General features: G+C 38.6%; 22 protein-coding genes. 11 read left to right on the top strand and 11 right to left on the bottom strand.

Annotated features, from left to right (window positions below; genetic code table 11):
* Positions 1-124: 124 nt before the first annotated feature.
* The 7 genes from RMB03_RS18645 (at position 125) to blp2 (ending at position 10352) form a co-directional block, all read left to right on the top strand.
* On the top strand, positions 125-1504 hold the full coding sequence (locus RMB03_RS18645; protein ID WP_004643586.1) for an amino acid permease: 1380 nt from the start codon (positions 125-127) through the stop codon (positions 1502-1504).
* A 476-nt stretch (positions 1505-1980) separates the two neighbouring features.
* The gene (locus tag RMB03_RS18640) at positions 1981-3012 is read left to right on the top strand and encodes a substrate-binding domain-containing protein (protein ID WP_004790863.1); all 1032 of its coding nucleotides are present in this window, start codon (positions 1981-1983) and stop codon (positions 3010-3012) included.
* A 100-nt stretch (positions 3013-3112) separates the two neighbouring features.
* A complete protein-coding gene (gene pstC / locus RMB03_RS18635) occupies positions 3113-4492 on the top strand; it encodes a phosphate ABC transporter permease subunit PstC (protein WP_017391894.1) in 1380 nt (459 codons plus the stop codon).
* Positions 4489-5886 carry a phosphate ABC transporter permease PstA gene (gene pstA, locus RMB03_RS18630; RefSeq protein ID WP_080027557.1) on the top strand — a complete coding sequence of 466 codons (1398 nt, stop codon included), beginning with the start codon at positions 4489-4491 and terminating at the stop codon, positions 5884-5886. Before pstC ends, pstA begins: the two co-directional genes overlap by 4 nt.
* Before the next feature lie 13 nt (positions 5887-5899).
* The gene (gene pstB, locus RMB03_RS18625) at positions 5900-6802 is read left to right on the top strand and encodes a phosphate ABC transporter ATP-binding protein PstB (RefSeq protein ID WP_003650451.1); all 903 of its coding nucleotides are present in this window, start codon (positions 5900-5902) and stop codon (positions 6800-6802) included.
* Between the two features lie 148 nt (positions 6803-6950).
* On the top strand, positions 6951-7913 hold the full coding sequence (gene sohB / locus RMB03_RS18620; protein WP_311077227.1) for a protease SohB: 963 nt from the start codon (positions 6951-6953) through the stop codon (positions 7911-7913).
* A 255-nt stretch (positions 7914-8168) separates the two neighbouring features.
* The gene (blp2, locus tag RMB03_RS18615; RefSeq protein WP_311077226.1) at positions 8169-10352 is read left to right on the top strand and encodes an Ig-like repeat protein Blp2; all 2184 of its coding nucleotides are present in this window, start codon (positions 8169-8171) and stop codon (positions 10350-10352) included.
* 41 nt (positions 10353-10393) lie between these two features.
* Here blp2 and RMB03_RS18610 read toward each other — a convergent pair whose 3' ends face one another.
* From RMB03_RS18610 to RMB03_RS18565, 10 genes are all read right to left on the bottom strand, one after another.
* Positions 10394-11032: a DUF2238 domain-containing protein gene (locus RMB03_RS18610; RefSeq protein WP_080027556.1), complete on the bottom strand. Its 639-nt coding sequence runs from the start codon at positions 11030-11032 to the stop codon at positions 10394-10396.
* 81 nt (positions 11033-11113) lie between these two features.
* A complete protein-coding gene (gene purB / locus RMB03_RS18605; RefSeq protein WP_311077225.1) occupies positions 11114-12502 on the bottom strand; it encodes an adenylosuccinate lyase in 1389 nt (462 codons plus the stop codon).
* A gap of 55 nt (positions 12503-12557) precedes the next feature.
* Positions 12558-13289: a high frequency lysogenization protein HflD gene (gene hflD / locus RMB03_RS18600; RefSeq protein ID WP_311077224.1), complete on the bottom strand. Its 732-nt coding sequence runs from the start codon at positions 13287-13289 to the stop codon at positions 12558-12560.
* Between the two features lie 13 nt (positions 13290-13302).
* Positions 13303-14436, bottom strand: a complete 1134-nt coding sequence (gene mnmA / locus RMB03_RS18595; RefSeq protein ID WP_311077223.1) for a tRNA 2-thiouridine(34) synthase MnmA — start codon at positions 14434-14436, stop codon at positions 13303-13305.
* Positions 14437-14440: 4 nt separating this feature from the next.
* Positions 14441-14929: an NUDIX hydrolase gene (locus RMB03_RS18590; protein ID WP_003650461.1), complete on the bottom strand. Its 489-nt coding sequence runs from the start codon at positions 14927-14929 to the stop codon at positions 14441-14443.
* 79 nt (positions 14930-15008) lie between these two features.
* Complete coding sequence (locus tag RMB03_RS18585; protein WP_311077222.1) at positions 15009-15767, bottom strand: DUF4262 domain-containing protein; 759 nt, start codon at positions 15765-15767, stop codon at positions 15009-15011.
* 71 nt (positions 15768-15838) lie between these two features.
* Positions 15839-16381, bottom strand: a complete 543-nt coding sequence (locus tag RMB03_RS18580; RefSeq protein ID WP_311077221.1) for a gamma carbonic anhydrase family protein — start codon at positions 16379-16381, stop codon at positions 15839-15841.
* 90 nt (positions 16382-16471) lie between these two features.
* Positions 16472-17620: a D-alanyl-D-alanine carboxypeptidase PBP5/6 gene (gene dacC, locus RMB03_RS18575; protein WP_005039024.1), complete on the bottom strand. Its 1149-nt coding sequence runs from the start codon at positions 17618-17620 to the stop codon at positions 16472-16474.
* A 126-nt stretch (positions 17621-17746) separates the two neighbouring features.
* The gene (locus RMB03_RS18570) at positions 17747-18169 is read right to left on the bottom strand and encodes an MCR_0457 family protein (RefSeq protein ID WP_005039026.1); all 423 of its coding nucleotides are present in this window, start codon (positions 18167-18169) and stop codon (positions 17747-17749) included.
* Between the two features lie 153 nt (positions 18170-18322).
* On the bottom strand, positions 18323-18694 hold the full coding sequence (locus RMB03_RS18565) for an MCR_0457 family protein (RefSeq protein WP_017391902.1): 372 nt from the start codon (positions 18692-18694) through the stop codon (positions 18323-18325).
* A 101-nt stretch (positions 18695-18795) separates the two neighbouring features.
* Here RMB03_RS18565 and surE point away from each other — a divergent pair, with 101 nt between their 5' ends.
* From surE to RMB03_RS18550, 3 genes are all read left to right on the top strand, one after another.
* Positions 18796-19566, top strand: a complete 771-nt coding sequence (surE, locus tag RMB03_RS18560; RefSeq protein WP_004643567.1) for a 5'/3'-nucleotidase SurE — start codon at positions 18796-18798, stop codon at positions 19564-19566.
* 111 nt (positions 19567-19677) lie between these two features.
* Positions 19678-20505 carry a peptidoglycan DD-metalloendopeptidase family protein gene (locus RMB03_RS18555; protein ID WP_003650467.1) on the top strand — a complete coding sequence of 276 codons (828 nt, stop codon included), beginning with the start codon at positions 19678-19680 and terminating at the stop codon, positions 20503-20505.
* Positions 20506-20606: 101 nt separating this feature from the next.
* Positions 20607-21536, top strand: a complete 930-nt coding sequence (locus tag RMB03_RS18550) for a LysR family transcriptional regulator (RefSeq protein WP_003650468.1) — start codon at positions 20607-20609, stop codon at positions 21534-21536.
* Positions 21537-21587: 51 nt separating this feature from the next.
* Here the strand turns inward: RMB03_RS18550 and RMB03_RS18545 are convergent, their stop codons facing one another.
* Complete coding sequence (locus RMB03_RS18545; RefSeq protein WP_311077220.1) at positions 21588-24206, bottom strand: ATP-binding protein; 2619 nt, start codon at positions 24204-24206, stop codon at positions 21588-21590.
* Positions 24207-24371: 165 nt separating this feature from the next.
* On the opposite strand from RMB03_RS18545, the gene RMB03_RS18540 reads away from it, so the two are divergent.
* Positions 24372-26558: an AmpG family muropeptide MFS transporter gene (locus RMB03_RS18540; protein ID WP_311077219.1), complete on the top strand. Its 2187-nt coding sequence runs from the start codon at positions 24372-24374 to the stop codon at positions 26556-26558.
* Positions 26559-26560 lie beyond the last annotated feature (2 nt).

The raw sequence follows: 26560 nt of genomic DNA, 5'->3' as shown, positions 1-26560 counted from the left end.
TCTTCTCAAAAATTAAATGGACTCATATTAAAGCAAACTTATGTCCGAAGGTCGGTTTCTGGCCTTCGGATATGGTGCTGAATAAAGGTGTACAGGAAGTGACACCAACATTGGAGATAATGTTATGGATGCAAACAATAAGCACGAGTTAAAACAAGGCTTATCCAATCGGCATATTCAACTCATCGCACTCGGAGGGGCGATCGGAACAGGGTTATTCTTAGGTCTTTCTCAAACGATTAAACTGGCAGGTCCTTCAATTTTATTGGGATATGCAATTGCTGGAATTATCGCTTTCTTAATTATGCGTCATTTAGGTGAAATGGTTGTTGAAGAACCAGTAAGCGGTTCATTCAGTTATTTTGCAAACAAGTACTGGGGCAAAATGGCTGGTTTTATGTCTGGCTGGAACTACTGGGTGTTGTATGTACTGGTAAGCATGGCTGAACTCAGTGCAATTGGAACCTTCATTCAGTTTTGGTGGCCTGAAATTCCCACTTGGCTGACTGCTTTATTTTTCTTTATTTTAATTAACGGCATTAACTTGGTAAATGTCCGCTTTTTTGGGGAATCCGAATTCTTATTTTCCTGCATTAAGATTGTTGCAATTTTAAGCATGATTGGTTTTGGTACTTATCTCTTATTTACAGGTTCTGCTGGTCCGCAAGCAGGTATTGCAAATTTATGGCAACACGGTGGTTTCTTCCCGCACGGGATTCATGGTTTTGTCATGGCTTTGGCGGTCATTATGTTTGCATTTGGTGGCTTAGAATTAATTGGTATTGCTGCGGCTGAAACTAAAAAACCTGAAACGACTATTCCAAAAGCAGTGAACCAGATTGTTTACCGTATTTTAATTTTCTATATCGGTGCGATTGGAATCTTACTGTGCCTTTACCCTTGGAATATGGTTGCAGAAGGCGGTAGCCCATTTGTAATGATTTTCCAGTCATTAAATAGTAATGGTGTTGCGAACGTTTTAAACTTTGTGGTCTTGATTGCTGCCATTTCAGTTTATAACAGCTGTATTTATTGTAATAGCCGCATGTTGCATGGTTTAGCAGAGCAGGGTAATGCCCCAGCTATCTTGAAGAAAGTAAACAGTCGAGGCATTCCAGTTCCAGCAGCAGTAGTATCTGCATCAATCACAGCAATATGTGTGGTTGTGAACTATCTGATTCCAGGTCAAGCTTTTCAGCTCTTTATGATGCTTGTTGTGGCTGCACTTGTCATTAACTGGCTCATGATTTCAGTGACTCATTTGAAATTCACTAAAGCAATGAAATTGCAAAAACGTCAAACCAAATTCCAAAGCATTCTTAGCCCATGGAGTAATTATTTAACCATTAGCTTTGTATGCTTTATTCTTATTATTATGGCAATGACGCCAGATATGAGACTTGCTGTTATTTTAGGTCCAATCTGGTTGGCTGTTTTAGCGCTTACGTATTTCTTAAAATATCGTAAAAAAATGGTTGCAATGCCAGAAGTACAATCGAGTTGATCGTTTAAATTGAGAATGATATTGCGGTTACCTGACTTAGAGTAGGTAACCCTTTATCTTTTGTCATATTATTTTCATGTTACAAAGAAATTATTATTTTTAAAAATATTTTAATAAAAACTTCCTTAATCAAAAAATATTTTAATCATTAAACTAAAGATAACTAAATTATCGTTTTTTAATACATTTATAACATCTTTGTTTTTTATATTTTATAAATACAAAAATCTTATATTTTTAACGAGTGTAATAATACAGACTAATATACAAGGTAAAATACCCACTAGGATTGAATTAAATATTTGATAATAGATAAAAAATAATAATGTGACAATTAACAATATCGAAATCATTAAAGCGTCATCATACTGTAACTTAATTGTCATATTTTCTATTCACAATGCAGCTATCGAAGAGCGTACAAGCACTCAACAAAAAGTGACGTACAACCTATTGCATTAATGAGAGAGAACAGAATGCGCTTAAATCCACGTCAAATCGCAATTGCGTTAGCAGTAACTGGGGCAGCTGTAACAACGACTGCAAATGCAGCTCGTGATACGATTCAAATTGCTGGTTCTTCAACTGTATTACCATTTGCCAGCGTTGTAGCTGAAGAGTTTGGTAATACTTTCCCTCAATTTAAAACTCCTGTAGTTGGTTCTGGCGGTTCTTCTGCTGGTTTAAAACAATTCTGTCAAGGCGTTGGCGATAACACAATCGACGTTGCAAACGCTTCTCGTAAAATTAAAAGCACTGAAATTGAAGCTTGTAACAAAGCTGGTGTAAAACAAATTCAAGAAATCAAAATTGGTTACGACGGTATCGTATTTGCGTCTAACTCACACAAAGCAGCTTATAAATTAAAACCTTACCATGTGTTTGCTGCTTTAGCTGCACAGTTACCTTCAAAAGGTAAATTGGTTCCAAACCCATATACAAACTGGAACCAGATTGATAAATCTCTTCCAAATGAGCCAATTACACTTGTAATTCCTGCATCTAACCACGGTACTCGTGAAGTTTTCCAAGAGAAAATGGTTGATGCTGGTTGCGAATCGTATGAATACTTCAAGAATCTAGATAAAGATGCTCAGAAGAAAGCATGTTCTACTTTCCGTAAAGATGGTCGTGTAATTGAAATTGCTGGTGACTACACAGAAACATTGGCTCGCTTAAAGACTTCTCCAAGTGCAGTAGGTGTGTTTGGTTTAAGTTTCTATGATATGAACCGTGACAAGTTACGTGTAGCAACAGTAAACAATGTTGTTCCTTCTGAGAAAACTGTATTGAACGGTACATACCCTGTATCTCGTCCATTGTTCTTCTACGTGAAAGGCGAACATTTAAAATCAGTTAAAGGCTTACCGCAATACGTAGAATATTTCGTAAGCAAAAAAGCAACAGGTAAAGGTTCTAAAGCTGAGCGTGATGGCTTGATCGCAATGTCTGATGCTGAACGTGCAAAAGTTTTGGCTGACTTTAAAGCAGGTAAAACTGTTAAATAAGTTAGTTTGAATGAGGGCTGGTGATCTTGAGAGTTCATCAGCCTTTTTGTCTAACTTGTTTTTTCCAAATTATGACAATTGAGAAAACAGTGGAGAGTACATGAATCTGCTACTTATCGGTGTGTTGTTAGCCCTTGTGGCAATCGCATATCAACTTGGGCTAAGAAAGAGCCGTAGCCTAGCAGGTAAGGGAAGCAACTCGGCGACGTTACATTCTCGTCCTGGTTATTATGGTGCACTTGTTGGACTTTGGTGCGGTATCCCTGCTTTTTTAATTTTGATCATTTGGAGCTTGGTTGAACCAAGTATTTTAAATCATATTATTTTTAATAATATTCCCGCGTCTATAAGTGCTTCACTTGATGAAGCCGGCAGAAGCGTATTGGTTGATCGTGTTCAAGCCATTGCTTCAGGTTTTGGGGTGAGTGATAAACCGGCAGCCTATGAATTAGCGGCTGCACAACAGTTCGCAAAATTTCAAACCATTGGCTCTTTTGCCAAATTTGCTGTTGTCGTTTGTGCAGCTTTATTGGGTTTAGTCTGGGCAAAGAAAAAAATTAATCAACAATATCGTGCGCGTAACCAAGTTGAGCGCGCCATTAATGTTGCTTTGATTTTATGTTCTGGTGTTGCGATTTTAACAACCATCGGTATTGTGATGTCGATGTTTGGTGAAGCAATGCACTTCTTCCGTTTTGTAAGCCCACTTGATTTCTTTTTTGGGACAGAGTGGAACCCAGGTTTTAGTACCTCGGGTAATGCTGAAGGCAGTTATGGTTTATTGCCATTACTTTGGGGCACATTGATGGTCAGCGGCATTGCTTTATTAGTTGCCGTACCAATTGGATTAATGATTGCCATTTATTTAGCTGAATATGCTTCGCCATGGTTACGCTCATGGGCAAAACCAACAATTGAAGTTTTAGCCGGTATTCCAACAATTGTTTATGGTGTTTTTGCCATGATGATTATTGGACCATTTTTCAAGACAGCTGGTGCTTATGTGGGGCTTGAAATTAACGCGACCAGTGCTTTAACTGCTGGTTTCGTGATGGGGATTATGATTATCCCGTTTGTTTCTTCTTTATCAGACGACATTATTACCCAAGTACCTCGTGCATTACGTGACGGTTCTTTAGGACTTGGAGCAACTAAGTCTGAAACAATTCGTCAAGTCGTTTTACCCGCTGCGTTACCAGGTATTACGGGCGCCTTTTTATTAGCTGTCTCTCGTGCCGTAGGGGAAACCATGATTGTGGTTTTGGCTGCAGGGAACAGTCCACTTTTACATGCAAATCCATTTGAAGCTGTTTCGACAGTGACCGTTACGATCGTAAAACAGTTAACTGGTGATACTGACTTTGCCAGCCCACAAGCTTTGGTTGCATTCGCATTAGGTCTAACACTCTTTGTGATTACCTTATGTCTAAACATTGTTGCACTGTACATTGTGCGTAAATACCGTGAGCAATACGAATGAGTACATCAAATACATCGTCTCCTATGGATCAGAACGTATTTGATCCAAAAGTTGCTGCTGAATTAAGTGAACGACGTAAACAAGTCATCGAAAAATCTTTGGCTAAACGTCATCGTAAAGAAAAAGCTTTTCGTTATGCTGGGTTCTCGGCAGTCGTAATTGGACTTGCATTCGTTGCGCTATTGTTTAGCAGTATTTTGGCAAAAGGTTTACCTGCTTTTTGGCAAACGAGTATGAATGTTCCAATTTACTTTGATCCTAAAGTGATTGATGCAGGTCCGGTACCTGTTCGTGGGCAGGGGGAAACACCTGCACATTATCAAGAGCGTTATATCGACTGGCAAACCAAAATGGGTATGGTGGATTGGGACGGCATTATTGTAAATGGAATGATTGCCAAAGACCCTGCACTTGCTGGCCAACGTGATTACTTAAGCAGTCTTTATGCGAGCTCAGAAGCTTATCGTTTACGTGATATGGTTTTTGCGGACCCATCACTCATTGGTAAGAAAGAAAATCTTAATTTCTTGGGCGATGCCAATGTCGATGTCTGGTTAAAAGGTAATATTGATCGTTCATTGCCAGATGATCAGCAACAGCTTGATCCCGAAGTGCGTAAACTTGCAGATGAGCTAAAAGCAAAAGGTGTTCTTGAAAGTACATTTAATATGAATTTATTTAAGAACCCTGACTCTCGTAGTTCACCAGCAATTAGTGGTCTTGCAGGTGCATTCATGGGTTCATTATTCATGATGCTGATTGTGATCATTATTGCAATTCCGATTGGTGTTGCCAGCGCAATCTATCTCGAAGAATTTGCTCCAAAGAATCTTATTACAGACATTATTGAAGTCAACATCAATAACCTTGCTGCGGTTCCTTCAATTGTGTTTGGTTTACTCGGTGCAGCAATTTTTATTGGCTGGATGCATTTGCCTTTATCTGCTCCGTTAGTTGGTGGTTTAGTTCTAAGTTTGATGACGTTACCAACAGTCATTATTACTACTCGTGCTTCATTAAAAGCAGTACCACCTTCTATTCGACAAGCTGCACTTGGTTTGGGAGCTTCTAAATTTCAGACCATTTTCCACCATGTTCTACCATTAGCTTTGCCAGGCATTATGACCGGCGCAATTATTGGCGTTGCTCACGCACTTGGTGAAACAGCACCTTTACTTTTAATCGGAATGAGTGCATTCGTTGCAAGTATTCCAACAACCCCATTTGATCAAGCAACAGCTTTACCTGTCCAAGTTTATTTATGGCAAGGTAATGAGTTGCGTAACTTCTTCGAAGGCCGTACTGCCGCTGCGATTATCGTACTCCTTGCATTAATGATTGGTTTAAACAGTCTTGCAATTTGGTTACGTAAAAAGTTCGAAGTGCGTTGGTAATAGAGGATAAATCATGAATACTATTGATATTACGAATTCCTTAGAAAAGGATAAGTTAGTGAACACTGAACAATCTCAATTTACAGATAAATCGCAAAATCATGGCACTTCGTATGTTTCGCATTTTGAACCACATACTTCAAAAAAGCAGAACTCAACCGAAATCAAAATTAGTGCACAAGATGCCCATGTTTATTATGGTGATTTTGAAGCGATTAAGGGTATTGACCTCGATATTTACCAAAACGAAGTTATTGCTTTTATTGGACCGTCAGGTTGTGGTAAATCTACCTTTCTTCGTACGATAAACCGTATGAATGACACCATTGATGGTTGTCGTGTAACAGGTAAGATTACACTTGATAACCACAATATTTATGACCCAAACCTTGATGTCGTATTATTGCGTGCTCAAGTTGGTATGGTGTTCCAGAAGCCAAATCCATTCCCTAAAACTATTTTTGATAACGTGGCTTATGGTCCTAAACTTCATGGTCTAGCACGTGATAAATATGATCTTGAAGAAATTGTTGAAAATAGCTTGCGTAAAGCGGGTTTATGGGACGAAGTGAAAGATCGTTTGAATCAACCGGGTACTGGTTTGTCAGGTGGTCAGCAGCAACGTTTATGTATTGCACGTACGATTGCAGTAAGTCCAGAAGTCATTTTAATGGATGAGCCATGTTCTGCGCTTGACCCAATTGCCACAGCAAAAATTGAAGAATTGATTTCTGAATTGTCGAATCAATATACAATTGTAATTGTGACTCACTCTATGCAACAAGCAGCACGTGTTTCAGATCGTACTGCCTATTTCCATTTAGGTGATTTGATTGAAGTCAACTCAACTGAAAAAGTCTTTACTCAACCTGACCATCAGTTGACGGAAGCCTATATTACTGGACGCTTCGGTTAATTAGTAATTGATATAAGAAAAAGAGCCATGCGCTCTTTTTTTTATTTTATAAATGAAAATGACTCTATTTTGCAAAAACGCTATTGAATTTTAATCAAAAGGACCACATCTTAAGGCTATAAAAGATAACTTATGAGCTTAGAATTTTATGTTATTCCATTTGCCTAAACTCCCTGCAGAAATACGTGTTAGTCATTTAAATGCACGTGTAAATGAACAGAGAAAAAAAATTGCACAAACTACTGCAAGCCGTTTAGAACTTTTACAATTGGCTCAACAACTTGCTAAAGAAGCGAAAATCCGCCGTAAAAATAATCAGAAAATCTTTGTGTTGGATTTTAAAGGTGATATTCAAGCTTCAGCAGTTGAAAACATACGAGAAGAAATTACTCTCATTTTAGCAACTGCTAAAGCAGGGCGTGATCGTGTTGTAGTTCGCCTTGAAAGCCCAGGAGGCATGGTACATGGTTATGGTCTAGCAGCAGCTCAATTGGTGCGTTTACGCGATGCAGGGTTCCATCTGACTATCTGTGTAGACAAAGTGGCAGCGAGTGGCGGCTATATGATGGCATGTATCGCAAATGAAATTATTACTGCACCATTTGCTATTGTGGGTTCAATTGGTGTTGTTGCTCAAGTTCCAAACTTTAATCGCCTTTTAAAAGAACATAATGTTGACTTTGAGCTTTATACAGCAGGGCAATATAAGCGTACCGTAACGATGTTTGGCGAAAACACCCCAGAAGGTAAAGCAAAGTTTGAAGAAGAGCTTCAACAAACGCATGTGTTATTTAAGCACTTTGTTGAAAAGTATCGACCACAGCTTAATGTTGATAAAGTCGCTACAGGTGAACATTGGTATGGTGAAGATGCGCTTAATCTCAACCTTGTTGATAAATTACAAACATCTGATGAGTATCTATTAGCTTTATTAGCACAGCATGATGTCTATGTGATTAACACTCGTAGGAAAGCGACCTTAGGTGAAAAGTTGGGTTTACAAGCAGCACAAATGGCAGATAGTTTGATTCCAGCTATAATGAATAAAGTGATGGAAAACCTTGCAAAAGCAAATACAACTCTTGTGCAGATGCGTGATCCAAAACTATAAGTTTTTGTGATTCACATTTTGATAAAAAACCAGCTTAATATGCTGGTTTTTTATTGAATTAATAAATAAATCCAGCTTTTTAAATATCTTTAGCTTTTTAATAAAAAGTCAAAAATAATTATTGATAAATATACTTTTTGAATTGTGATAAACACATGGTTTTGATATTTTAAACAGCAATAAAATAGCTTTTAGATGAATCATTTAAAAAGTTAAACATTTAAAAAATATAACTGAAACTCAGGGTAGGAAATAATGACAAGAATAATTGTGGCATCCAAAGAGGGTTTGGACGTTCTGCAAGATGGTCAGCTCAATAAGGTAGTGTTAAGTAAACCTTCTATTATTCAAATTGGTGTAAGTCAAAAAGATATAGCATCGGTTGAAAAACAGGGGGGAAGTCTCGTCATCCATTTAAAAAATGGAGAGACCATTGTCTTAGAAAATTTCTTTAATGAAGCAACGAATACAACAGACCATTCACTTGTTTTTCCAACTGAACATGGAAAATTTGTTGAAGCACAATTTGATGCTCAAGGTAAGGTTATAGATTATACCGGTCTCAACCATGTCACAGATTTAGCCTATACAAGTTCTAGCCAGCCAGCCTCAACAATGGCAGTTGATGATTCTCCAACTTTTTCGATGGGTAACGTGCTAAAAGCAGGTTTGGCAGTTTTAGCTGCTGAAGGCTTATATCTTTGGGCTTTTGATAACGATGACAAAGATGATTCACCTGTTGATGTCCCAAACACTGCTAAACCAACAGATTTAAAACTTGCAGATGATGCTGTTACTGTCACTGGTAAGGCAGAAGCTAATGCAAAAATCTATATTAAAGATACTGCTGGAAATACGGTAGCCTCTGGTGTTGCAGATGCAAGTGGTAATTTTACTATCAAGTTAGACAAGCCTTTGACAGATGGAAATAAATTAAATGTTTCTGCTCAAAATGGGGGCGGTAAAGAGTCTAGTGGTGCTGCTATTACAGGTACAAAAGATACAATTGCTCCAGATGCTCCCCAAGCTCAGCTTAGTGCAGATGGGTCATTAGTAACAGGTAAAGCTGAAGCCAATGCAAAAATTACTGTATATGATGCCGCTGATAAAGTATTAGGAACTGTAACTGCGAATAAAGATGGGATCTTTTCTTTAAAACTTACTCCTCCATTGACTAATGATGCAGGTGGGAAGGTGATTGCAGAAGATGCAGCTGGCAATAAATCTGAGCCAAGTAAAATAATTGCAGGAAAGGATACCTTTGCTCCAGATGCGCCTTTAGTAGAAGTGAATAAAGAAGGCACAACAGTTGAAGGTAAAACTGAAGCCAATGCAAAGGTTCAAATCAAAGATGCTGATGGTAAAGTGATCGGAACTGGTACGGCAAATGCTCAAGGCGAGTTTCAAATTACACTTTCTCCTGCATTAAAAGATGCACAGAAGGCTACTATTGTTGTTGAAGATGCAGCAGGAAATACTTCTAAACCTTTAGAAATTTCTCCAAATTATGACTCTATTGCACCTGATAAACCCATCGCTCAAATTAATGCGGATGGTACAACAGTAACAGGCACAGCAGAAGCTAATGCAAAAATTGAAGTTAAGGATTTAAGCGGCAAGGTGATTGGTAGTGGAACCGCTGGTGCAGATGGGAAATTTACGATTTCTATTTCGCCAGCCTTAACTGATAATAAACATGCATCTGTATCAGCTATTGATAGTGCCGGAAATAAATCTGATGTTCTTGATATTATAGGCACTAAAGATACTACGCCTCCTATCAAACCTGTCTTAAATAGTGTGGATGATGATGTGGGAGCTTTAAAAGGGGCGATTACAGCTGGTTCTGAAACAGATGATGCAAGACCAAAGCTTACAGGATCAGGTGAGGCAAATGCCACGCTCACTATTTATGATAATGGCGTTGCTATTGGAATTGTGACTGTAAGTAGTGGTAGATCGTGGACGTTTAGTCTTGATAAAGATTTAGCCCTTGGAAAGCATACGATTACTTTGACTCAGACAGATGCAGCAGGACTTACGAGTGAAGTCAGTTCACCCTTTACCTTTTATGTGGTCGCGTCAAAGACCGCCAGTTTAAGTGATGCAGCAGTTGATACTGCTCATGTAGAAACTGTATCTGTTGCTGATAGTGTTGGGTTAAATACATTAAAGTTAGTACAAAATACAACGAATGAAACAGATAGTCAGCAGCAAAAATCTGTGCAATTAGATGAGTTGTTAAAAAGTTCTTCATCTAATGATTCAGACCCGATCGCAAAAATTTTATCTGCAACAGAGTCTAAGCCAGTGGTGAATGAACAGAGTGATATAAATAATACAGTTAGTGAAGTCACGACCAATCTAGATCATCTTCTACCAAATACAACTTCTTCAGTTTTACAAAATCTTTTAGATCAAACTTATCCAGTAGTCTGAAGAACCTTTAAAAAAAGCGCTCATTGAGCGCTTTTTTTTATTTATGAATTATTTATTTTAGGTTTTTTTATAAGAGCAGCAACTCCATAAATTATTGCCCCAATAGTTGCTAACAGCATATCTTTATGGGCATCCCACATGTCGCCTTGTTGACCATTATAATTCTCAGCTTCTTCTGGAGATAAACCAATTGCAATCGCCCATTCAATGAGTTCATAAAAAACGCTAGATGCCATCACGAACTGGATCACAAGTAAAAACAGAGTAAAAGGCCGTGCTGTAGGCAACCAAACTTGAAAAACTCGATAAATAAGAGGGTAGAGTAAAACACCATATGCAAGATGAACTAAACGATCATACATATTACGGGACCACCCCATGTATTGATCTAGATTAAAATGGAACACTTGTTGAATCCAGTCATTGTAAGGAACATATGAATACAAGTAATGTGCACCGATAATGTGAATCAGTAAAAATAGTAAGTAGAGAGTAAAACTTAAAAAATCGAGACCAATCTTTTTAAAAATAATAAATAGTAGAACTAACATAAAAACAGTCCCTACCTGATGAAGTAAATAAGCTTCAAATTCAAGGGGGTGAATGCTTGATAGTAAGATGGCAATAAATATGAGGACTAGAGCAACATAGTGTTTAAGTTTGAATTGTTTTTCGATCATTTTATAAATAGGACTTTATTGTGCTTTATATCAGTGTAATAAAAAAGCGAAGCCGAAGCTTCGCTTTTTTTAACTTTTCAATTAGATTTTGCTAATTAAGTCATTGATCTGTTTTGCTTGTTCAGCAGCATTACCTGTGTAAGTTGCAGGAGTAAGCTCTGCTAAACGTGCACGCTCTTCGCTTGGCACTTGAAGAAGTTCCTCACCATTTACGAAATTAACCATCATGTCACGAGTCATTGCTTGACCACGAGTTAATGCTTTTAACTTTTCATATGGTTTTTCAACGTTATAACGACGCATAACAGTTTGAATTGGCTCTGCTAAAACTTCTTGAGCTTGGTCAAGATCTTCAAGTAAACGAGCTGCATTGAGCTCAAGTTTACCAATGCCTTTTAAGCACGCATCAAAAGCAATTAAGCTTTGTGCAAAACCAACACCCATATTACGAAGTACAGTCGAGTCAGTTAAGTCACGCTGCCAGCGAGAAATTGGTAATTTTTCGCCTAAGTGCGCTAATACTGCATTCGCAATACCTAAGTTACCTTCAGAGTTTTCAAAGTCAATTGGGTTAACTTTGTGTGGCATAGTTGAAGAACCAACTTCACCATCTTTTAATCTTTGTTTGAAGTAACCTAAAGAAATGTAACCCCATACGTCACGGTTAAAGTCGATTAAAATCGTGTTGAAGCGACGTAGGGCATCAAACAACTCTGCCATGTAGTCATGTGGCTCGATTTGTGTCGTGTACGGGTTGAATGCTAAACCTAAAGATTCCACAAAAGCTTGAGCATGCGCAGCCCAGTCAACATCTGGATAAGCAGAAAGGTGAGCATTGTAGTTACCTACAGCGCCGTTGATTTTGCCGAGTAGCTCAACATTTTCAAATTGCTTGATTTGGCGAGCTAAACGGTATGCAACGTTCGCCATTTCTTTACCCAAAGTTGTTGGGCTTGCAGTTTGACCGTGTGTACGTGACAACATTGGTTGTTCAGCGTGAGTCGTTGCTAAAGCAGAGATCGCATTTAAAATTTGCTTCATGCTTGATACTAAAACTTCACGTCCGTTTTTAAGCATAAGCGCATGAGACAAGTTGTTAATGTCTTCTGATGTACAAGCAAAGTGAATGAACTCACCCGCATTTTGTAATTCAGTAATACCTGCAATTTTCTCTTTTAAGAAATACTCAACAGCTTTTACATCATGGTTCGTTGTGCGTTCAATTTCTTTAATGCGGTTAGCATCTTCTTCAGAAAAGTTGCTAACAATGGCATCTAAAGCTGCATTTGTTTCATTTGAAAAAGGAGCAACTTCAACAATTTCTGGACGGTTAGAAAGCGCTTGTAACCAACGCACTTCTACAGTGACACGAGCATGAATTAAACCAAACTCAGAAAGAAAAGGGCGTAGCGCATCACATTTGCTGGCATAACGTCCATCTAATGGTGATAGTGCGGTTAAAGCGTTCATAACGATTCCTTAATGTTGGAATAAACATAAAACCAAAAATAATCTCTTTACAGCCTTAGATGACTTGGTACTGTAAACGAGCAAGTGCATGAATATCCTGTAGCAATTTACGCTTGCTAAAAATCATGTTCCACGAACTACCACCGAGTTGTCGCCATAAATGGGCCATTTGCAAGCCAGTAAACAGACAAGCACGGATGCGGTTAGTATGGTTGGTATCTTTAAATGCTTCTGCATTACCACGAACGAGAATGCGAGGGTTAATCTGCCCAGCAGTATCGACATAAGTTTGAGCCAAATTGGCTAAAATGCTTGGGTGTAAATAGTTATTATCAAAAAAAGAAAGCTGTTTTAAAATCTTTTGCTGAGCTTTTTCAATGATTGCGACGTATTCTGGGTTGCCATAGACCTTCTTTTCTAATTGTAAAAGGGACATAGCGTATGACATCGGAAGCTTGGCAGTGCCCATTTTTGGAAGGCGAGATTTAGGCATATTTGTAAAAGGTTGGGTAATACAATTTTCGAGTGTTTTAAGCCCTAAAGAAATATCTGCCAACTGATTAAAAAAATCTAATGTTTGGACACCATTGTTGGCTGTAGGGCGAATATTTAAACTCGCTTTGATTAACAGCTCAAAATAGAAGTTACCACTTTCACCAATACTCTGCTGACCCGTTAGGGCTGTCATATGCGTGAGCTGGGTGGCCTGAAATACCCCAGCCAAGGCAAGGGCACGGTTTTGGCGAACATTCAAGGCTTGTGATTGTTGAAATGGTAACTCCACCATGCCATTCATTCCCTTAAATAAAATTTGGTGTAGGGGCATTTGTATGGTGAATGACACCCCCGCCTAAGCAAACTTCATCTGAATAAAATACAACGCTTTGACCCGGTGTAACAGCGCGCTGAGGTTCATCAAACTCAACTCGTACACCGTGTTCACTATTTTCATCATTAAAAACTGTACACGCCTGATCAGGTTGGCGATAGCGTGTTTTAGCTGTACAGCGTAAACCTTCAGCTGGAATATTCTGTTCGCCCGCCACCCAGTCAATTGACTCACTCCAAAGCTGTGTGCTTTGCATGAGTGGGTGTTCATGTCCCTGACCAATAACTAGGCGGTTATTGGCAATATCTTTGTGTAGTACGAACCATGCACCTTCAGCTGCACCTTTCAAACCACCTAGACCAATTCCGCCACGTTGACCGAGCGTATAGTACATCAGACCGTGATGTTCACCAACTTCTTTACCTGTATCAAGTACAATTTTTCCAGGTTGAGCGGGCAAATATTGTTTAAGGAAGTCATTAAATCGACGTTCGCCAATAAAACAGATCCCAGTAGAGTCTTTTTTCTTGGCTGTAGCAAGATCAAGTTCTTCAGCAATTCTACGGACTTCTGGTTTTTCGATCTTACCGACTGGAAATAGGGTTTTGTTAATTTCTTTACCATGAACAGCATGCAAGAAATAAGTTTGGTCTTTGTTATTGTCTACACCACGTAATAATGGTGCGTATGCTTCGCCTTTCGAGTTATATGCAGTTTCACCACGACGTGCATAATGACCAGTCGCGATAAAGTCTGCACCTAAAGTCATGGCATGATCTAAAAATGCACGGAATTTAATTTCTTTATTACATAAAATATCTGGGTTTGGCGTGCGTCCAGCTGCATATTCAGCTAAGAAAAGTTCAAACACCCGATCCCAATATTCCATAGCAAAGTTTGCTGTATGGAGTTTAATGCCTATTTTATCGGCTACTGCTTGAGCATCGGCTAAATCTTCCATTGCCGTACAGTATTCCGTGCCGTCGTCTTCCTCCCAGTTCTTCATGAAAAGACCTTCAACTTGATATCCTTGTTGAAGTAAAAGTGCTGCAGAAACAGAAGAGTCTACACCACCAGACATACCGACGATGACACGTTGTTGCATAGGACTAGGCATCCAAATGAGAAGTTAATGAGGGAGAGAAAGGGTGCTCATAAATAAGCGATAGAGGATAATGGTGGCCTTTCATGGCATCTTCAACTGCTTTTAGTACGAGCGGACTACGAGCACGAGCAGATTCTTTGAGCTCATCTGGTGTCATCCACACAGCAGCTACAATATCTGTATCGAGTTGAGGATTACTTTCAACCTGAGTCACATGCGCTAGAAAACAGAAGCGATAATAGGTACGATCCGGAAACATGGGCGGGGTATAAGTATAAATACCGAGCAAGGCATCAATTTCAACATGATGACCCGTTTCTTCAAGTGTTTCACGAATGGCTGCTTGTGTTAATGACTCACCACATTCCACATGACCGGCAGGTTGGTTAAATACGGTGTGTACAAAACCTTCGCTATGTTCTTCTACAAAAAGATAGCGTCCGTCTTTTTCTACGACTGTAGCAACGGTGACATGAGGAGTCCATGCGGCCATAAAAAAGCACCATTATTTAAAAGACGTATAATACGAAATTTAGGGGTTTTTGGCTACGATAAGATTTTTATAAATCTTTTTACTCATCAAGATTTGTTCTTTTCCATGAATTATTAATACAATCTCTTTCAGCAGTTTGGCCGTAATCAAGATCAAAAACTTCATTTAAGCTCGAATCTCTTAATATCATTTGTTCTAAGGCAACGAGACGAATATCCTCCGGTTCCTGATTACCTGTTAGAAATTGCCAATCCCCATCATTATCATGAATAACTCTTAAAATAGGTTGATTTAAATCTAGCCATTGTCGAGTGGTGAAAATACCTAAATTTCTGGCCTCTCTAAATTTAAAATCAGCATTTCGATCTAGTAAGGGTTGATCATAAATCAACTCTTCCGCATATCCCTCTTCCCAAGGAAATTTGTCATTGCGATCAGTCCAGACTAATTGTAAAGCTAAGAAATTATTGTGTTGGTAATAATTCAGCGCTCCACCGAAATAATCCTCAATATTCCTGAAATCTACAGGTAAAAATTGGGCACGACTCTCTTTAAAAATTTTGTCATCATAATCTTGATAGGAGGTAATTTTTTCTCCATTTCTAATTAGATTTGCTACATCATTAATAATGAGATGAGCTAGATCCGTAGGTAATCCAAAACAAATAATTTCAGGATGCTGATAACTCTCATATAAACCCACACTGTAACTAAAAGAAGGTAAATAGTCCGTTGCGCTAATTCCCATAACTTGTAATCCATATTCTTCAATATTGATTTTGATTTGGTTTATTAGCTCATGTTCAGTAGGGCAATTATGGGTGTTATCTAAGCTCATTATTTATTTCTCAAAGGTTTCTTATTCTTGTAAGTGCAATATACATGTCAATTAAACTAAAAATAGCAAAGTTAGACTTCACTATTTTTATGATTATTTTGTACTTTCACATAATGTCTTGCCGAATAGGGAAGAAATGCTAATTCCTTTTCGGTCAGTGGTCGTACTTGCTGTACAGGACTTCCTACATATAGATAACCACTTTTTAAGACTTTACGCGGTGGAACCAAACTGCCCGCACCAATCATCACATCATCTTCAATAATCACGTCATCTAGAACAACGGTATTGATCCCGATTAAAACACGGTTACCGATGATGCAGCCATGCAAGGTGACATGGTGGCCAACAGTCACATCTTCACCAATAATAAGAGGTGAGCCATTAGGTTTTGCATCATTTTTGTGGCTAACGTGCAACATACAATGGTCTTGTACGTTACTATTTTTACCAATTTGAATACTATTTACGTCGCCGCGAATCACTGCAAAAGGCCAGACAGAAACATTTTCAGCTAAGCTCACTTCACCGACTACAACAGCCATTTCATCGATATAGCATGTTGTATCAATTTGAGGGCGGTGTTCAAGATAGGGACGGATGTTCTTTGCCATGAGAGGTATCAACATAAAATTTAGTCGAATTATAAAATAAAAAAGCACTCAGGCTAAATAGCATGAGTGCTTAATTCAACTATTCAAAAATTAGAATAAGTTGCTGAAGAATTGTTTAACATGGTCGATTAAGCGTGCAAAGAATCCTGCTTCTTCAACTGGCTTTAATGCAACTAATGGCTTTTCAGCAATTACTTTGCCGTCTAGGCTTGCAACGAGTTTACCTACGACTTGGCCCTTTTGAAGTGGCGCATTTAAGTTAGGTTGAACCACTAACTGAGTTTTAATGCCGTCAGCTTTACCTTTAGGCATCGTCACACTAAAGTTTTCAGCTAAACCTACTTGAACTTCATCTTCTTTACCAAACCAGACTTTCGCTTTTGCAAGAACTTGATTGGCTGGCTGAACATTTGCTGTTTCAAAGTTTGCAAAGCCCCAAGCCAATAATGTACGAGTTTGGTCTGCACGTTCAGACATGCTTGGAGTACCAAAAATCACCGAAACTAAACGCATTGGACCGCGTTTACTTGAAGTTGTTAAGCAGTAACCAGCTTCATCTGTATGGCCTGTTTTTAAGCCATCTACACTTGGGTCTGTGTAAAGCAAGGCATTACGGTTACCTTGTTTAATACCATTAAAAGTAAATTCTTTTTCAGAGTAGATTGGGTAATATTTTGAGCTGTCTTTAATAATATGTTGTGCTAAAACTGCCATATCTTTTGCAGTTGAATAGTGGCCTTCAGCTGGCATACCAGTCGAGTTAACAAACTGGGTATTTACCATGCCGATACGTTTTGCTTCCTGATTCATCATGTGAGCAAAAGTGCCTTCATTTCCGGCAATATGTTCAGCCATTGCTTTTGATGCATCATTACCTGACTGGATAATAATACCGCGAAGCATTTCTAGAACAGTGGCTGTACCATTTAAAGGAACATACATACATGATTCAGAGCTACTTCCTTTACACCATGCAGACTCGTTCATACGAACCTGCTCATTTTCAGTCAGCTCACCTTTTAATAATTTTTGTTCAATGATGTAACTAGTCATCATTTTAGTCATAGAAGCAGGTGCAAGCTTTTCGTTTTCATTTTTAGAAGCAAGAATTTGTCCTGTCTCGTAATCCATTAATACATAAGACTTATTATTTAATTCTGGCGGAGCTGATAAGACAGTTGCTGCATAAGAAAAGCTTGGCAAGAGGAGTAGTGCAGCAATAGCGCTTTTTCGAGTCATTCTATGTAATTCCAATATCTTGTATGAAGCAGAAGAGCCTAGCATTTTAGGATAAAGCAAAGCCGACTTCTATGGGGGAAGTCGGCTTTTTCAAACAGTATTGTAACTCAAGAGTTTTTTGCTAATTTAGTTTTGCGATTGATATGCTTTCACGTCTTGGCAAACTAAAGTGTTTTGGTCATCGCCTGCGGCTTTCGCATCTTTACGCGCTTCTTTTAAGTATTTTTTGAAGCCTTTGTCTTTGCTACGTTTTTCTAACGCAGAGACAGCATCAGTTTCATTTGGTAGATAGTCTTTAACTAAACGTTCGTAACCTTGAGCAAAATCAGCATCTTTTTTGCCAATAAGGTCTGGGCAAATTTCAGAAAGTACTTGAATTGCAGCTAATTCTTCAGGGGTTATACCTTGTTGTGGAGTCACTTCAACAACATTTTCATTTTCGGTTTTCTTTTCAGTTGTTTTCTTCTTATCAGCAGCAAAACCAACTGTTGCCATGCTCATAAGTAAAACCAAAGAGAGCGATTGAACTAAGCTTTTCTTCATAAACATTGATAACCCGAAATAAAAAATTTAAATATGTCGATAGCTTAACTAATTTGTAGGTTAAGAAAATGGAAAAAATGTATTGTTATGTTGGTTTTCTGCTTAATGGCAAACAGAAAACCAAAAATTAATAAATCTCTATTCTAAAAAGATTAAGATCTATTCCTTATAATTAACCATCTCTTCACAGAGCTCATGTTGTTCATGATGGTCCATTTGTTTTGCAGCCTGACGTGCTTCATTTAATAAAGTTTTAAATTCAGCATCGTTTTGCAGATTTGCTAAGGACATTGATTTATTTGAATAACCTTTCAGATACATCGCAATAATTTTTTGAGTATTTAACTCAAGTTTTTTATTTGTTCCCACGAAAGCTGGGCAGATTTCCTGCAAAACTTGCGTTGCGGCAATATCATCTTTAATTAAGCTATCAGCCTCTTGTGTTGAGATATCCTCATCTGCAAATACAGCTTGCGTACACAATGTGATACTGATCCCCAATACCTGAAAAAAAGGAGCGAAAGTTTTCATTTTTTCACAATTTTATAATGCTATGGAGGCATAAATATATATAATTCAACAGATAATTCAATTGTGAAAACCTTTAGGTTTATTTGTCGAGAAAGATTTTAGTGAATATTTTAATTGCGAACGATGACGGTGTTTTTGCGCCGGGTATACAGGCTTTAGCTGAAGCATTAAGACCACTTGGACGCGTGGTTGTGGTTGCACCAGAAAGTGAAAGAAGTGGTTTTTCAAGTGCATTGACATTGGATCGACCATTACGTCCAATTCAAATTGCTGAAGATGTATGGGCAGTGAATGGTACGCCAGCAGATTGTGTTTATTTATCAATGAATGGTTTGTTCGATTTTGAATTTGATTTGGTCGTGAGTGGAATCAATAGCGGAGCAAACTTAGGTGATGATGTTTTATATTCTGGAACAGTAGGCGCAGCATTTGAAGGCCGTTTGATGAAGCAACCAGCAATTGCTGTGTCTTTAGCTGGCTCTGATGTCCGCGCTTATAACAATAAAGAAGATTATGCTCAGGCTGCTCAGTGGGTTCATGATTTTATTGCAAGTGGACTGCCATCTTTGCCTCCAAGACATATCTTGAATATTAATATTCCAGACGTGCCACAGTTAAAAGGAGCACAAATTACTTATCAGGGACGCCGTGCCCAATCTAAGCCAATTACGAGTCATGTTGACCCACGAGGACGTCAAGTTTACTGGATTGGACTAGCAGGTGAAGCTGTGACAGATCCGCAGCGTGATCTAAGCCAAATTCAGTCTGACTTTTTTGCAGTGGCTAATGGATATGTAAGTGTTACCCCAATTCAGATGGACGCAACAAATTATGCTGTTTTAGAAGACCTACAGCTAAGTTTGAGCCAATAATTTGCCTCGAATGTTATAACTTTGTGAATAAAGAAAAAGAGGAACGTGTTTCCTCTTACTTTTTTGGTACTCTTAGCCGAAATGATTTGTAGCATTTAGTGAGGGAGATCAATGCATTTAATTGGGCAACAAAGCAGAGTGAATATCCAAAAAGACAAAATAATGAAAATTATGCTGTTGTCTGTAGCTGTAGGTTTTACTGTGGCTATGGCTGGATGTGCTTCTAAACCGCAAATTAATAATAGTTCTCGCTATGCAATGGCTCCTAACTATTACACAGTTCGTTCAGGTGATACTTTAAGTGGTATCGCAATGCGTTATGGTCTGGACTATGTCAGCATTGCCGAAATGAATGATATTCCCGCACCATATCGTATTTATGTCAATCAATCGTTGCGTTTGAAGAAAGGTTCTTCGCCAAGAACAGTTTCTACGCAAGTCATGGCACAACCTGAACAAATTAAGCGTCAAACCATTGCTTTACCAACAACACAGCCTGTTACTCCAGTAACTCAGCCAGCAACTAGCGTACCATCAACAAATACGACAGTAGCTTCAGTTGCACCAAATTCGAGCTTACGTTGGATAAAACCGACTAATGGCCCAGTAATTCAAGGGTTTAATTTGGCAAATAATGTCAAGGGAATCCGTTATGGTGGAAATCAGGGTGACCCTATTTATGCCGCAGCCGATGGTCAAGTTGTCTATGCAGCGGATGGCTTAAAAGAATACGGAAATCTGGTTTTAGTTAAGCATATTGACGGTTACATCAGTGCGTATGCCCACAATAGCAAGATGTTGGTGAAAAGCGGTGATAATATAACTGCTGGACAAAAAATTGCCGAAATGGGATCTACTGGAGCGTCTCAGGTCATGCTCGAGTTCCAGATTCGTTTGGATGGAAAACCGATTAATCCTATAAATCTTTTACCAAAATAGCTAATGCAAAAAACTTAGGTTTCCTCGTATAATGTAATTGGTTGCTTTCATTACAACAATAAGCATTTTTTATAAATTTAAAATTAGATTTGAGGAAACCTATGTTAGATCAGCTTCGTGCGATGGGTGTTTTTGCTTGTGTGGTCGAAAAAAGTTCATTCAGTGGTGCGGCACGTGAATTGGGAATTACAACAAGTGCGGTGAGCCAACAGATTCGCTCCCTTGAGAATGAAATGGATGTAATTTTATTACATCGCTCCACTCGTAAACTTAGTTTAACAGAAGCCGGACAGGCTTTTTTTTCAAGCTGTCAAGAGATGTTGGCGGCTGCTGAAAGGGGAAAAATCAGAATTAATGAATTGAGGGATGATTTAATCGGAGATTTGCGTATTGCAACAACTCCTGATTTAGCAGTTCAACACCTCATTCCTGCATTATCTCACTGGATGTCAGCTCATCGCGGTTTATCTGTGCATTTCGAAGTTGGGCATCGCTATATCGATTTAATTGAAGAGCGAATTGATATCGCAGTACGCATGAGTTCCACTCCGGTAGAAGAGAGTAGCTCTATCATTCCGATGGCTTTTGTAGATCAAATTTTGGTAGCTTCTCCCAGTTATCTGAACCAATCTAGTCCAATTGTGCATCCTAATGATTTAAGAGACCATGAATTGTTGTCGATTAATGTCATGAATGACTCGCGCCATTTCAATTTTCAACATGTAAAAACAGGTGAAACGCTTAATATTGAAATGCAAAGCCGTTTGCAGAGCAATAATTTACAAGTTGCAAAAGCGTTATGTCAGCAAGGGCATGGTATTGCACGAATTCTATATTTGGACGCTCAAAAAGAATTAAAAAATGGTTCTTTGATTGAACTCATGCCAGATTGGAAATTACCAGCTTTTACATTGTATGCAGAGGTTGCCAAGCATGATCAACAACCAATGAAAATTCAACGTTGTGTTGAAGCACTTAAACAATATTTTAGCCAGTTAGCAGGAGGGCGAGCGATTCAAATCGTCCGTTAATTTTGCAAGTCTAAAAGTAAAAAGGGCCTGTATTTTACAGGCCCTTTTTTATTACTTCTGTTTTAATGTGGCAACTTCTTCTGCATTTTCTTGTGGCGGATCGTTAGCAGTAAGTTCTTCATGCTTCTTAATTTTTTTCTTATTTTTCTTTTTCTTTTTTGGCTCTTCTTCAATTTCAGCACCATCCTCAATGGCTTGCCAATATTCAAGTTGTTCCATCACTGCTGCATAAATTGAATTTTTGCTGTATTTACCCTTTTTATCGAGTGCACCAACCGGACGAGCCATTAAAATTTCAAGTGCCTGATCAATCGTATCAATCGCATGGATATGGAATTGACCGCTGCGAACAGCATCAATAACATCCTGACGTATCATTAAATGCTGCATGTTTTGCCGAGGAATAATGACACCTTGCTTACCTGTGAAACCTTGTAATTTACATGCATCATAAAAGCCTTCAATTTTTGCATTTACGCCACCAATTGGCTGGACTTGTCCTAATTGGTTCATAGAGCCAGTAATTGCCCATGATTGATCAATTGGTATCTGGCTAATAGCAGAAATCAATGCTGAAAGCTCAGCAACAGTGGCACTATCGCCATCGACTTGACCATAGCTCTGTTCAAATGCAAGCGCAGCAGAGAAATGTAAAATCTGTTCGCGACCAAAGTGAGCTTTCAAGAAGCTAGACATCAGCAACACGCCTTTGGCATGCAGTGAACCACCAAGTTCTACACTACGTTCAATATCAAGAATATCACCGCCACCTTGATAAACAGATGCTGTCAAACGTGAAGGCAAACCAAACTCAACATCTGCATAATGAATAACGGAAAGGGCATTGATCTGACCTAAACGGTATCCCGACGTTTCGATTAATTGTGTACCGCGTGAAAGATCTTGCCAGTAAAGCTCTCTTAAATAGCCCAAACGGTATTGTCGATGTTGTAGAGCTAAATTGATATGCTGTTCAGTGACGATCTTGTCTTCGGCTTTAAACGCATGGTGATGCGCTTCCCGAATGAGGTCACCTAAAGTCGACGCATGTAATGATAACGAGCTTTGATCTTCTGCTTGGCGGCTCGAATCAGTTAATAAAGCTGCTAAAGCGCTACGATCAAATGGTAGTAATTTATCGGCTTGTACATAGTCAGCAATCAACTGCATATAAGCCTGTTCATTCGTTTCATTACGTTGCAGAGTATCGGTAAAATCTGCACGAATTTTAAAGACACTGCCAAGTTCTGGTTCAATCTCTAAAATTTCATAATAAATTTCAGGCTCAGCCATTAAGATCACTTTAATATCGAGCGGAATTGCAGCAGGTTCAATCGAAATGCTGCCAGTTAAAGTCAGCATGTGTTCAAGTGAAGACAATTTAAGCTGCCCAGATTTAAGCGCGCGTTTTAAACCTTGCCAAGCATATGGTTGTTCTAATAACTGCTCAGCTTCAAGCATTAAAAAGCCACCATTGGCTTGATGCAATGAACCCGGACGAATCAAGGTGAAATCTGTGATAATTGTGCCGTTATGGGTGAGCTGTTCAACGTGACCAAGTAAATTATAGTGTGTTGGAAAGTCTTCAAAAATAACAGGAGCACCGCTATTTGGTTTGTTAGCCACAATAACATTAGCTTGATAACGTGCAGGAACACGGTTGAACATTGATGGAGCATAATCATCTTCATCTTGTTCTAAAATCAGTTCTACATTATCAATAATATCTTGTGCATATTGTTTTAAGTAATCTTCGAGTCCTTTAACCTGACCATATTTATTTAAAATAAGGTCCATTCTTGGCATAACGACTTGCGTTGCAATATCTCGATTTAACACTGACACTTTGTCACGTGCATCATCTTCTAAATCACCTAAATGTAAACCAAGGCGATCCAGCTTTTTATCCATATAGCGAATATTGGCCGCAATTTCAGCGCGTTGTTTACTATTTAAAGCATCAATATCGTTTTGGGTAAGTTCTTGAACTTGATCATCTTTGACTTGTACAGGTACAAAACCATGTTTCTCATTACGAGAAATGAGTTTTAAGTCGAGTTCTTCACCTTCTTTGGTCAGTTCAACAAGTGCTTGCTGTTGTACATCACCTGTTTCCTGACGGATGCGCTCAATACGGTTATGATAAGTCTCTGCACTAAAACGGCGTTCAAGTTGTTTTAAAATTATTTGCCAAGTTTGTTCATGTGCTTGTTGAAACTTAGTCCCTTGACCTGCTGGGAAACGTAGGGCAATAGGTTGACGTGCTTGTTTGAAATTATAGACATACACCCAGTCATCAGGTGTTGGCATTGTTTTGGCGTGCTGCTGTAACAAACGTTTGATCATGGTACGTTTGCCTAAACCAGCAGTTCCTACAGCAAAAATGTTATAGCCTGAGTAGGGTAAAGAAATTCCCGCCTCTACAGATGCTTTGGCACGATCTTGACCTAAAAAGTTATTAAGCGGTTTGATGCGTTTAGTTGAAGCTGGAATTTTTTCAAAATCTGGGATATGTGTAAGTTGTTCGGGTTTTAAAACGGTCTTATCTAAGGTCATTTTTATATCAGGTTGCTCAAAAGCTGAAGGAAATGCATTTACTGTGACGTTTGTGGTGTTTGTTTTGGCGAGTGATAAAGTTGAAATAGTCACTTGATCAAGTTTTTGTGTCACTGTTGATATCCAGCAAAAGAAAACGAAGGTTGAAGGCTAAAGGTATACAGGTTTAGCATAAAATATCAAGCAAACTTGCGGTTTTTATCGCCAAACCCAAAATGTTTGCATAAAGAATCTTGAAAGCAATTGTAAGAAGGGTTTGAATAGGCACATTTATAATTTATGGAAAATAAAAAACGAATGACCACACAAGCTTCGGGTTGGGTCTCGGCTTTTAAAGCATTTTTAGATCGCCGTGCATTAATTATGCTGTTTCTTGGTTTTTCTGCCGGAATTCCAATTTTATTAATTTTCTCTAGTCTCTCTTTATGGCTTGGAGAGGCAGGTATTGATAAAAGTGCAGTCACTTTTTTTAGTTGGGCGGCTCTAGGTTACTCTTTTAAGTTTGTTTGGGCTCCTCTCATTGATGAGTTACCTGTACCTGTTTTAACTAAAATGTTAGGCCGAAGACGTGCGTGGTTGTTAATCGCACAGTGTTTGATTGTTCTTGCTATTTGTATTATGGCTTTTTCTGATCCGGCTTTAGGTCAGAGTTATCTGGTTCAAATGGCTGTAGGTGCGGTGTTGCTTGGTTTTTCAGCAGCAACACAAGATATTGTGATTGATGCCTACCGTATTGAATTAGCAGAAACAGAAATGCAAACAGTGTTGGCATCTACCTATAATGCTGGTTATCGAATCGGAATGATTGTGGCTGGAGCGGGGGCATTATTTCTAGCTGCACATTTGGGAACTGCTAAAGGTAATTACATTTACGAAGCTTGGAAAATGACTTACTTAACCATGGCAGCGGTTATGTTAGTCGGCATTGTAACGACTTTGCTCGTTCGTGAACCTCAGGTAAATCGTGTTTATAAAAACTATAAGAGTAGTGATTATTACCGCTTGGTGTTCGTGTTTTTTGTTGCCGTTATTTCATTTGTAGCAACCTATATTTATTCTGGACAGATAACAGATGCAATCTCGCAAGCTGGAAGTATAAAAGACAACGCAGCATTATTTGGTTTAGAAGCTTTAAGATTTTTAACGGCGACAGCCTGTGCCATTTTTGTGGGCTATTTACTGGTTAAATTTGGTGTAGTTAACCAACAAATGGCTAAAGAGACATGGATTGCACCGATCTTAGATTTCTTTAAACGTTATGGTGTCAAACTTGCATTAGTCTTATTGCTCCTCATTGGTTTCTTTCGTATTTCAGACATTATTGCGGGTGTTATTTCCAATGTTTTTTATCAAGACCTTAACTTTAGCAAAGAACAAATTGCTGAAGCAGTCAAAATTTATGGGGTGATATTTAGTTTAATAGGTGGGTTCTTAGGTGGCCTTTTAGCACAGCGTATAAACATTATGAAGCTTATGTTTGTCGGTGCAGTTTTGGCAAGTTCTACCAATTTAATTTTTATTGGACTGGTAAAATCTGGACAGCCATTAGATTTAGTTGATGTAAAAGTTGGTGAGCAAAGCTATAAAGTTCAGCCCGATGAAGTAGGTTTGTGGAAGCTTGAGGTACCAAGTTCTAGCTTTAATGGAGTGAAACAAATTGAGGTGAAAGCTGCTTATGCCACACAAAATGATGTAGCACCTGTGACTCGTACTCAGCCATTACTCACTACTGAATTAGCCAAATCACCTCTACAAATTTTACCGATCATGGGTAATGATCAAATCTATTTGAAAGAGGGAGAAAGGAGTATTGTGATTCGAGGGCAATACTTCGGGCAAGCTTTAACCCCTACACAAAAAATCATAATTAGTCTTGATGGACAAAATTTTGATGCAAAAATGTCAGATGAAAAAGGTATTTTTAGTGCAGCAATTGATGCGAAAAAATTAGCTTCATCGGCAAGTAAAGAACTCAATGTAGCTGTAGTAGACGGTGAACGGAAAATACTTTCTGCATCTCATCCATATGCTGTTAGCTCAAATCTAAAAGCAGCAAGTGAATTAGATGTAAATATTGAACCCTTAGCTTACGTTGACCCGCTTTCAGGTGAATCAGTTGAAATCAGCGGTAAGGTGATTAAACCGTATAGTTCTTCATGGCTTTATTTTGCCATTATTGTCGACAACTTGGCTTCTGGCTTGGCTGGTGCAGCATTTATCGCCTTCCTTTCAAGTTTAACGAGTGTGTCGTTCACAGCTGTTCAATATGCGATCTTTAGTTCACTTATGACGCTTACCCCAAAACTTTTGGGTGGATATTCAGGTACCATAGTTAGTAATATTGGATATCCAAAATTCTTTTTGATGACCACTCTTATTGGTATTCCAATCTTGATTTTAGTGGTTTGGGTTGGAAAACTGCTAAAAGATCATCAAACACATGAATCAGAAAAGGCAGGTGAATAAAC

Origin of the sequence: Acinetobacter sp. V91_7, assembly GCF_031799075.1 — a bacterium.
Taxonomy (GTDB): Bacteria; Pseudomonadota; Gammaproteobacteria; order Pseudomonadales; family Moraxellaceae; genus Acinetobacter; species Acinetobacter calcoaceticus.
This window is presented reverse-complemented; position numbering and strand designations above follow the sequence as displayed.

Excerpts from the sequence above, each read along its gene's own strand:
- RMB03_RS18645 (WP_004643586.1), top strand. The coding sequence starts at position 125 with ATGGATGCAAACAATAAGCACGAGTTAAAACAAGGCTTATCCAATCGG.
- RMB03_RS18640 (WP_004790863.1), top strand. The coding sequence starts at position 1,981 with ATGCGCTTAAATCCACGTCAAATCGCAATTGCGTTAGCAGTAACTGGG.
- pstC (WP_017391894.1), top strand. The coding sequence starts at position 3,113 with ATGAATCTGCTACTTATCGGTGTGTTGTTAGCCCTTGTGGCAATCGCA.
- pstA (WP_080027557.1), top strand. The coding sequence starts at position 4,489 with ATGAGTACATCAAATACATCGTCTCCTATGGATCAGAACGTATTTGAT.
- pstB (WP_003650451.1), top strand. The coding sequence starts at position 5,900 with ATGAATACTATTGATATTACGAATTCCTTAGAAAAGGATAAGTTAGTG.
- sohB (WP_311077227.1), top strand. The coding sequence starts at position 6,951 with ATGTTATTCCATTTGCCTAAACTCCCTGCAGAAATACGTGTTAGTCAT.
- blp2 (WP_311077226.1), top strand. The coding sequence starts at position 8,169 with ATGACAAGAATAATTGTGGCATCCAAAGAGGGTTTGGACGTTCTGCAA.
- RMB03_RS18610 (WP_080027556.1), bottom strand. The coding sequence starts at position 11,032 with ATGATCGAAAAACAATTCAAACTTAAACACTATGTTGCTCTAGTCCTC.
- purB (WP_311077225.1), bottom strand. The coding sequence starts at position 12,502 with ATGAACGCTTTAACCGCACTATCACCATTAGATGGACGTTATGCCAGC.
- hflD (WP_311077224.1), bottom strand. The coding sequence starts at position 13,289 with ATGGTGGAGTTACCATTTCAACAATCACAAGCCTTGAATGTTCGCCAA.
- mnmA (WP_311077223.1), bottom strand. The coding sequence starts at position 14,436 with ATGCAACAACGTGTCATCGTCGGTATGTCTGGTGGTGTAGACTCTTCT.
- RMB03_RS18590 (WP_003650461.1), bottom strand. The coding sequence starts at position 14,929 with ATGGCCGCATGGACTCCTCATGTCACCGTTGCTACAGTCGTAGAAAAA.
- RMB03_RS18585 (WP_311077222.1), bottom strand. The coding sequence starts at position 15,767 with ATGAGCTTAGATAACACCCATAATTGCCCTACTGAACATGAGCTAATA.
- RMB03_RS18580 (WP_311077221.1), bottom strand. The coding sequence starts at position 16,381 with ATGGCAAAGAACATCCGTCCCTATCTTGAACACCGCCCTCAAATTGAT.
- dacC (WP_005039024.1), bottom strand. The coding sequence starts at position 17,620 with ATGACTCGAAAAAGCGCTATTGCTGCACTACTCCTCTTGCCAAGCTTT.
- RMB03_RS18570 (WP_005039026.1), bottom strand. The coding sequence starts at position 18,169 with ATGTTTATGAAGAAAAGCTTAGTTCAATCGCTCTCTTTGGTTTTACTT.
- RMB03_RS18565 (WP_017391902.1), bottom strand. The coding sequence starts at position 18,694 with ATGAAAACTTTCGCTCCTTTTTTTCAGGTATTGGGGATCAGTATCACA.
- RMB03_RS18555 (WP_003650467.1), top strand. The coding sequence starts at position 19,678 with ATGCATTTAATTGGGCAACAAAGCAGAGTGAATATCCAAAAAGACAAA.
- RMB03_RS18550 (WP_003650468.1), top strand. The coding sequence starts at position 20,607 with ATGTTAGATCAGCTTCGTGCGATGGGTGTTTTTGCTTGTGTGGTCGAA.
- RMB03_RS18540 (WP_311077219.1), top strand. The coding sequence starts at position 24,372 with ATGGAAAATAAAAAACGAATGACCACACAAGCTTCGGGTTGGGTCTCG.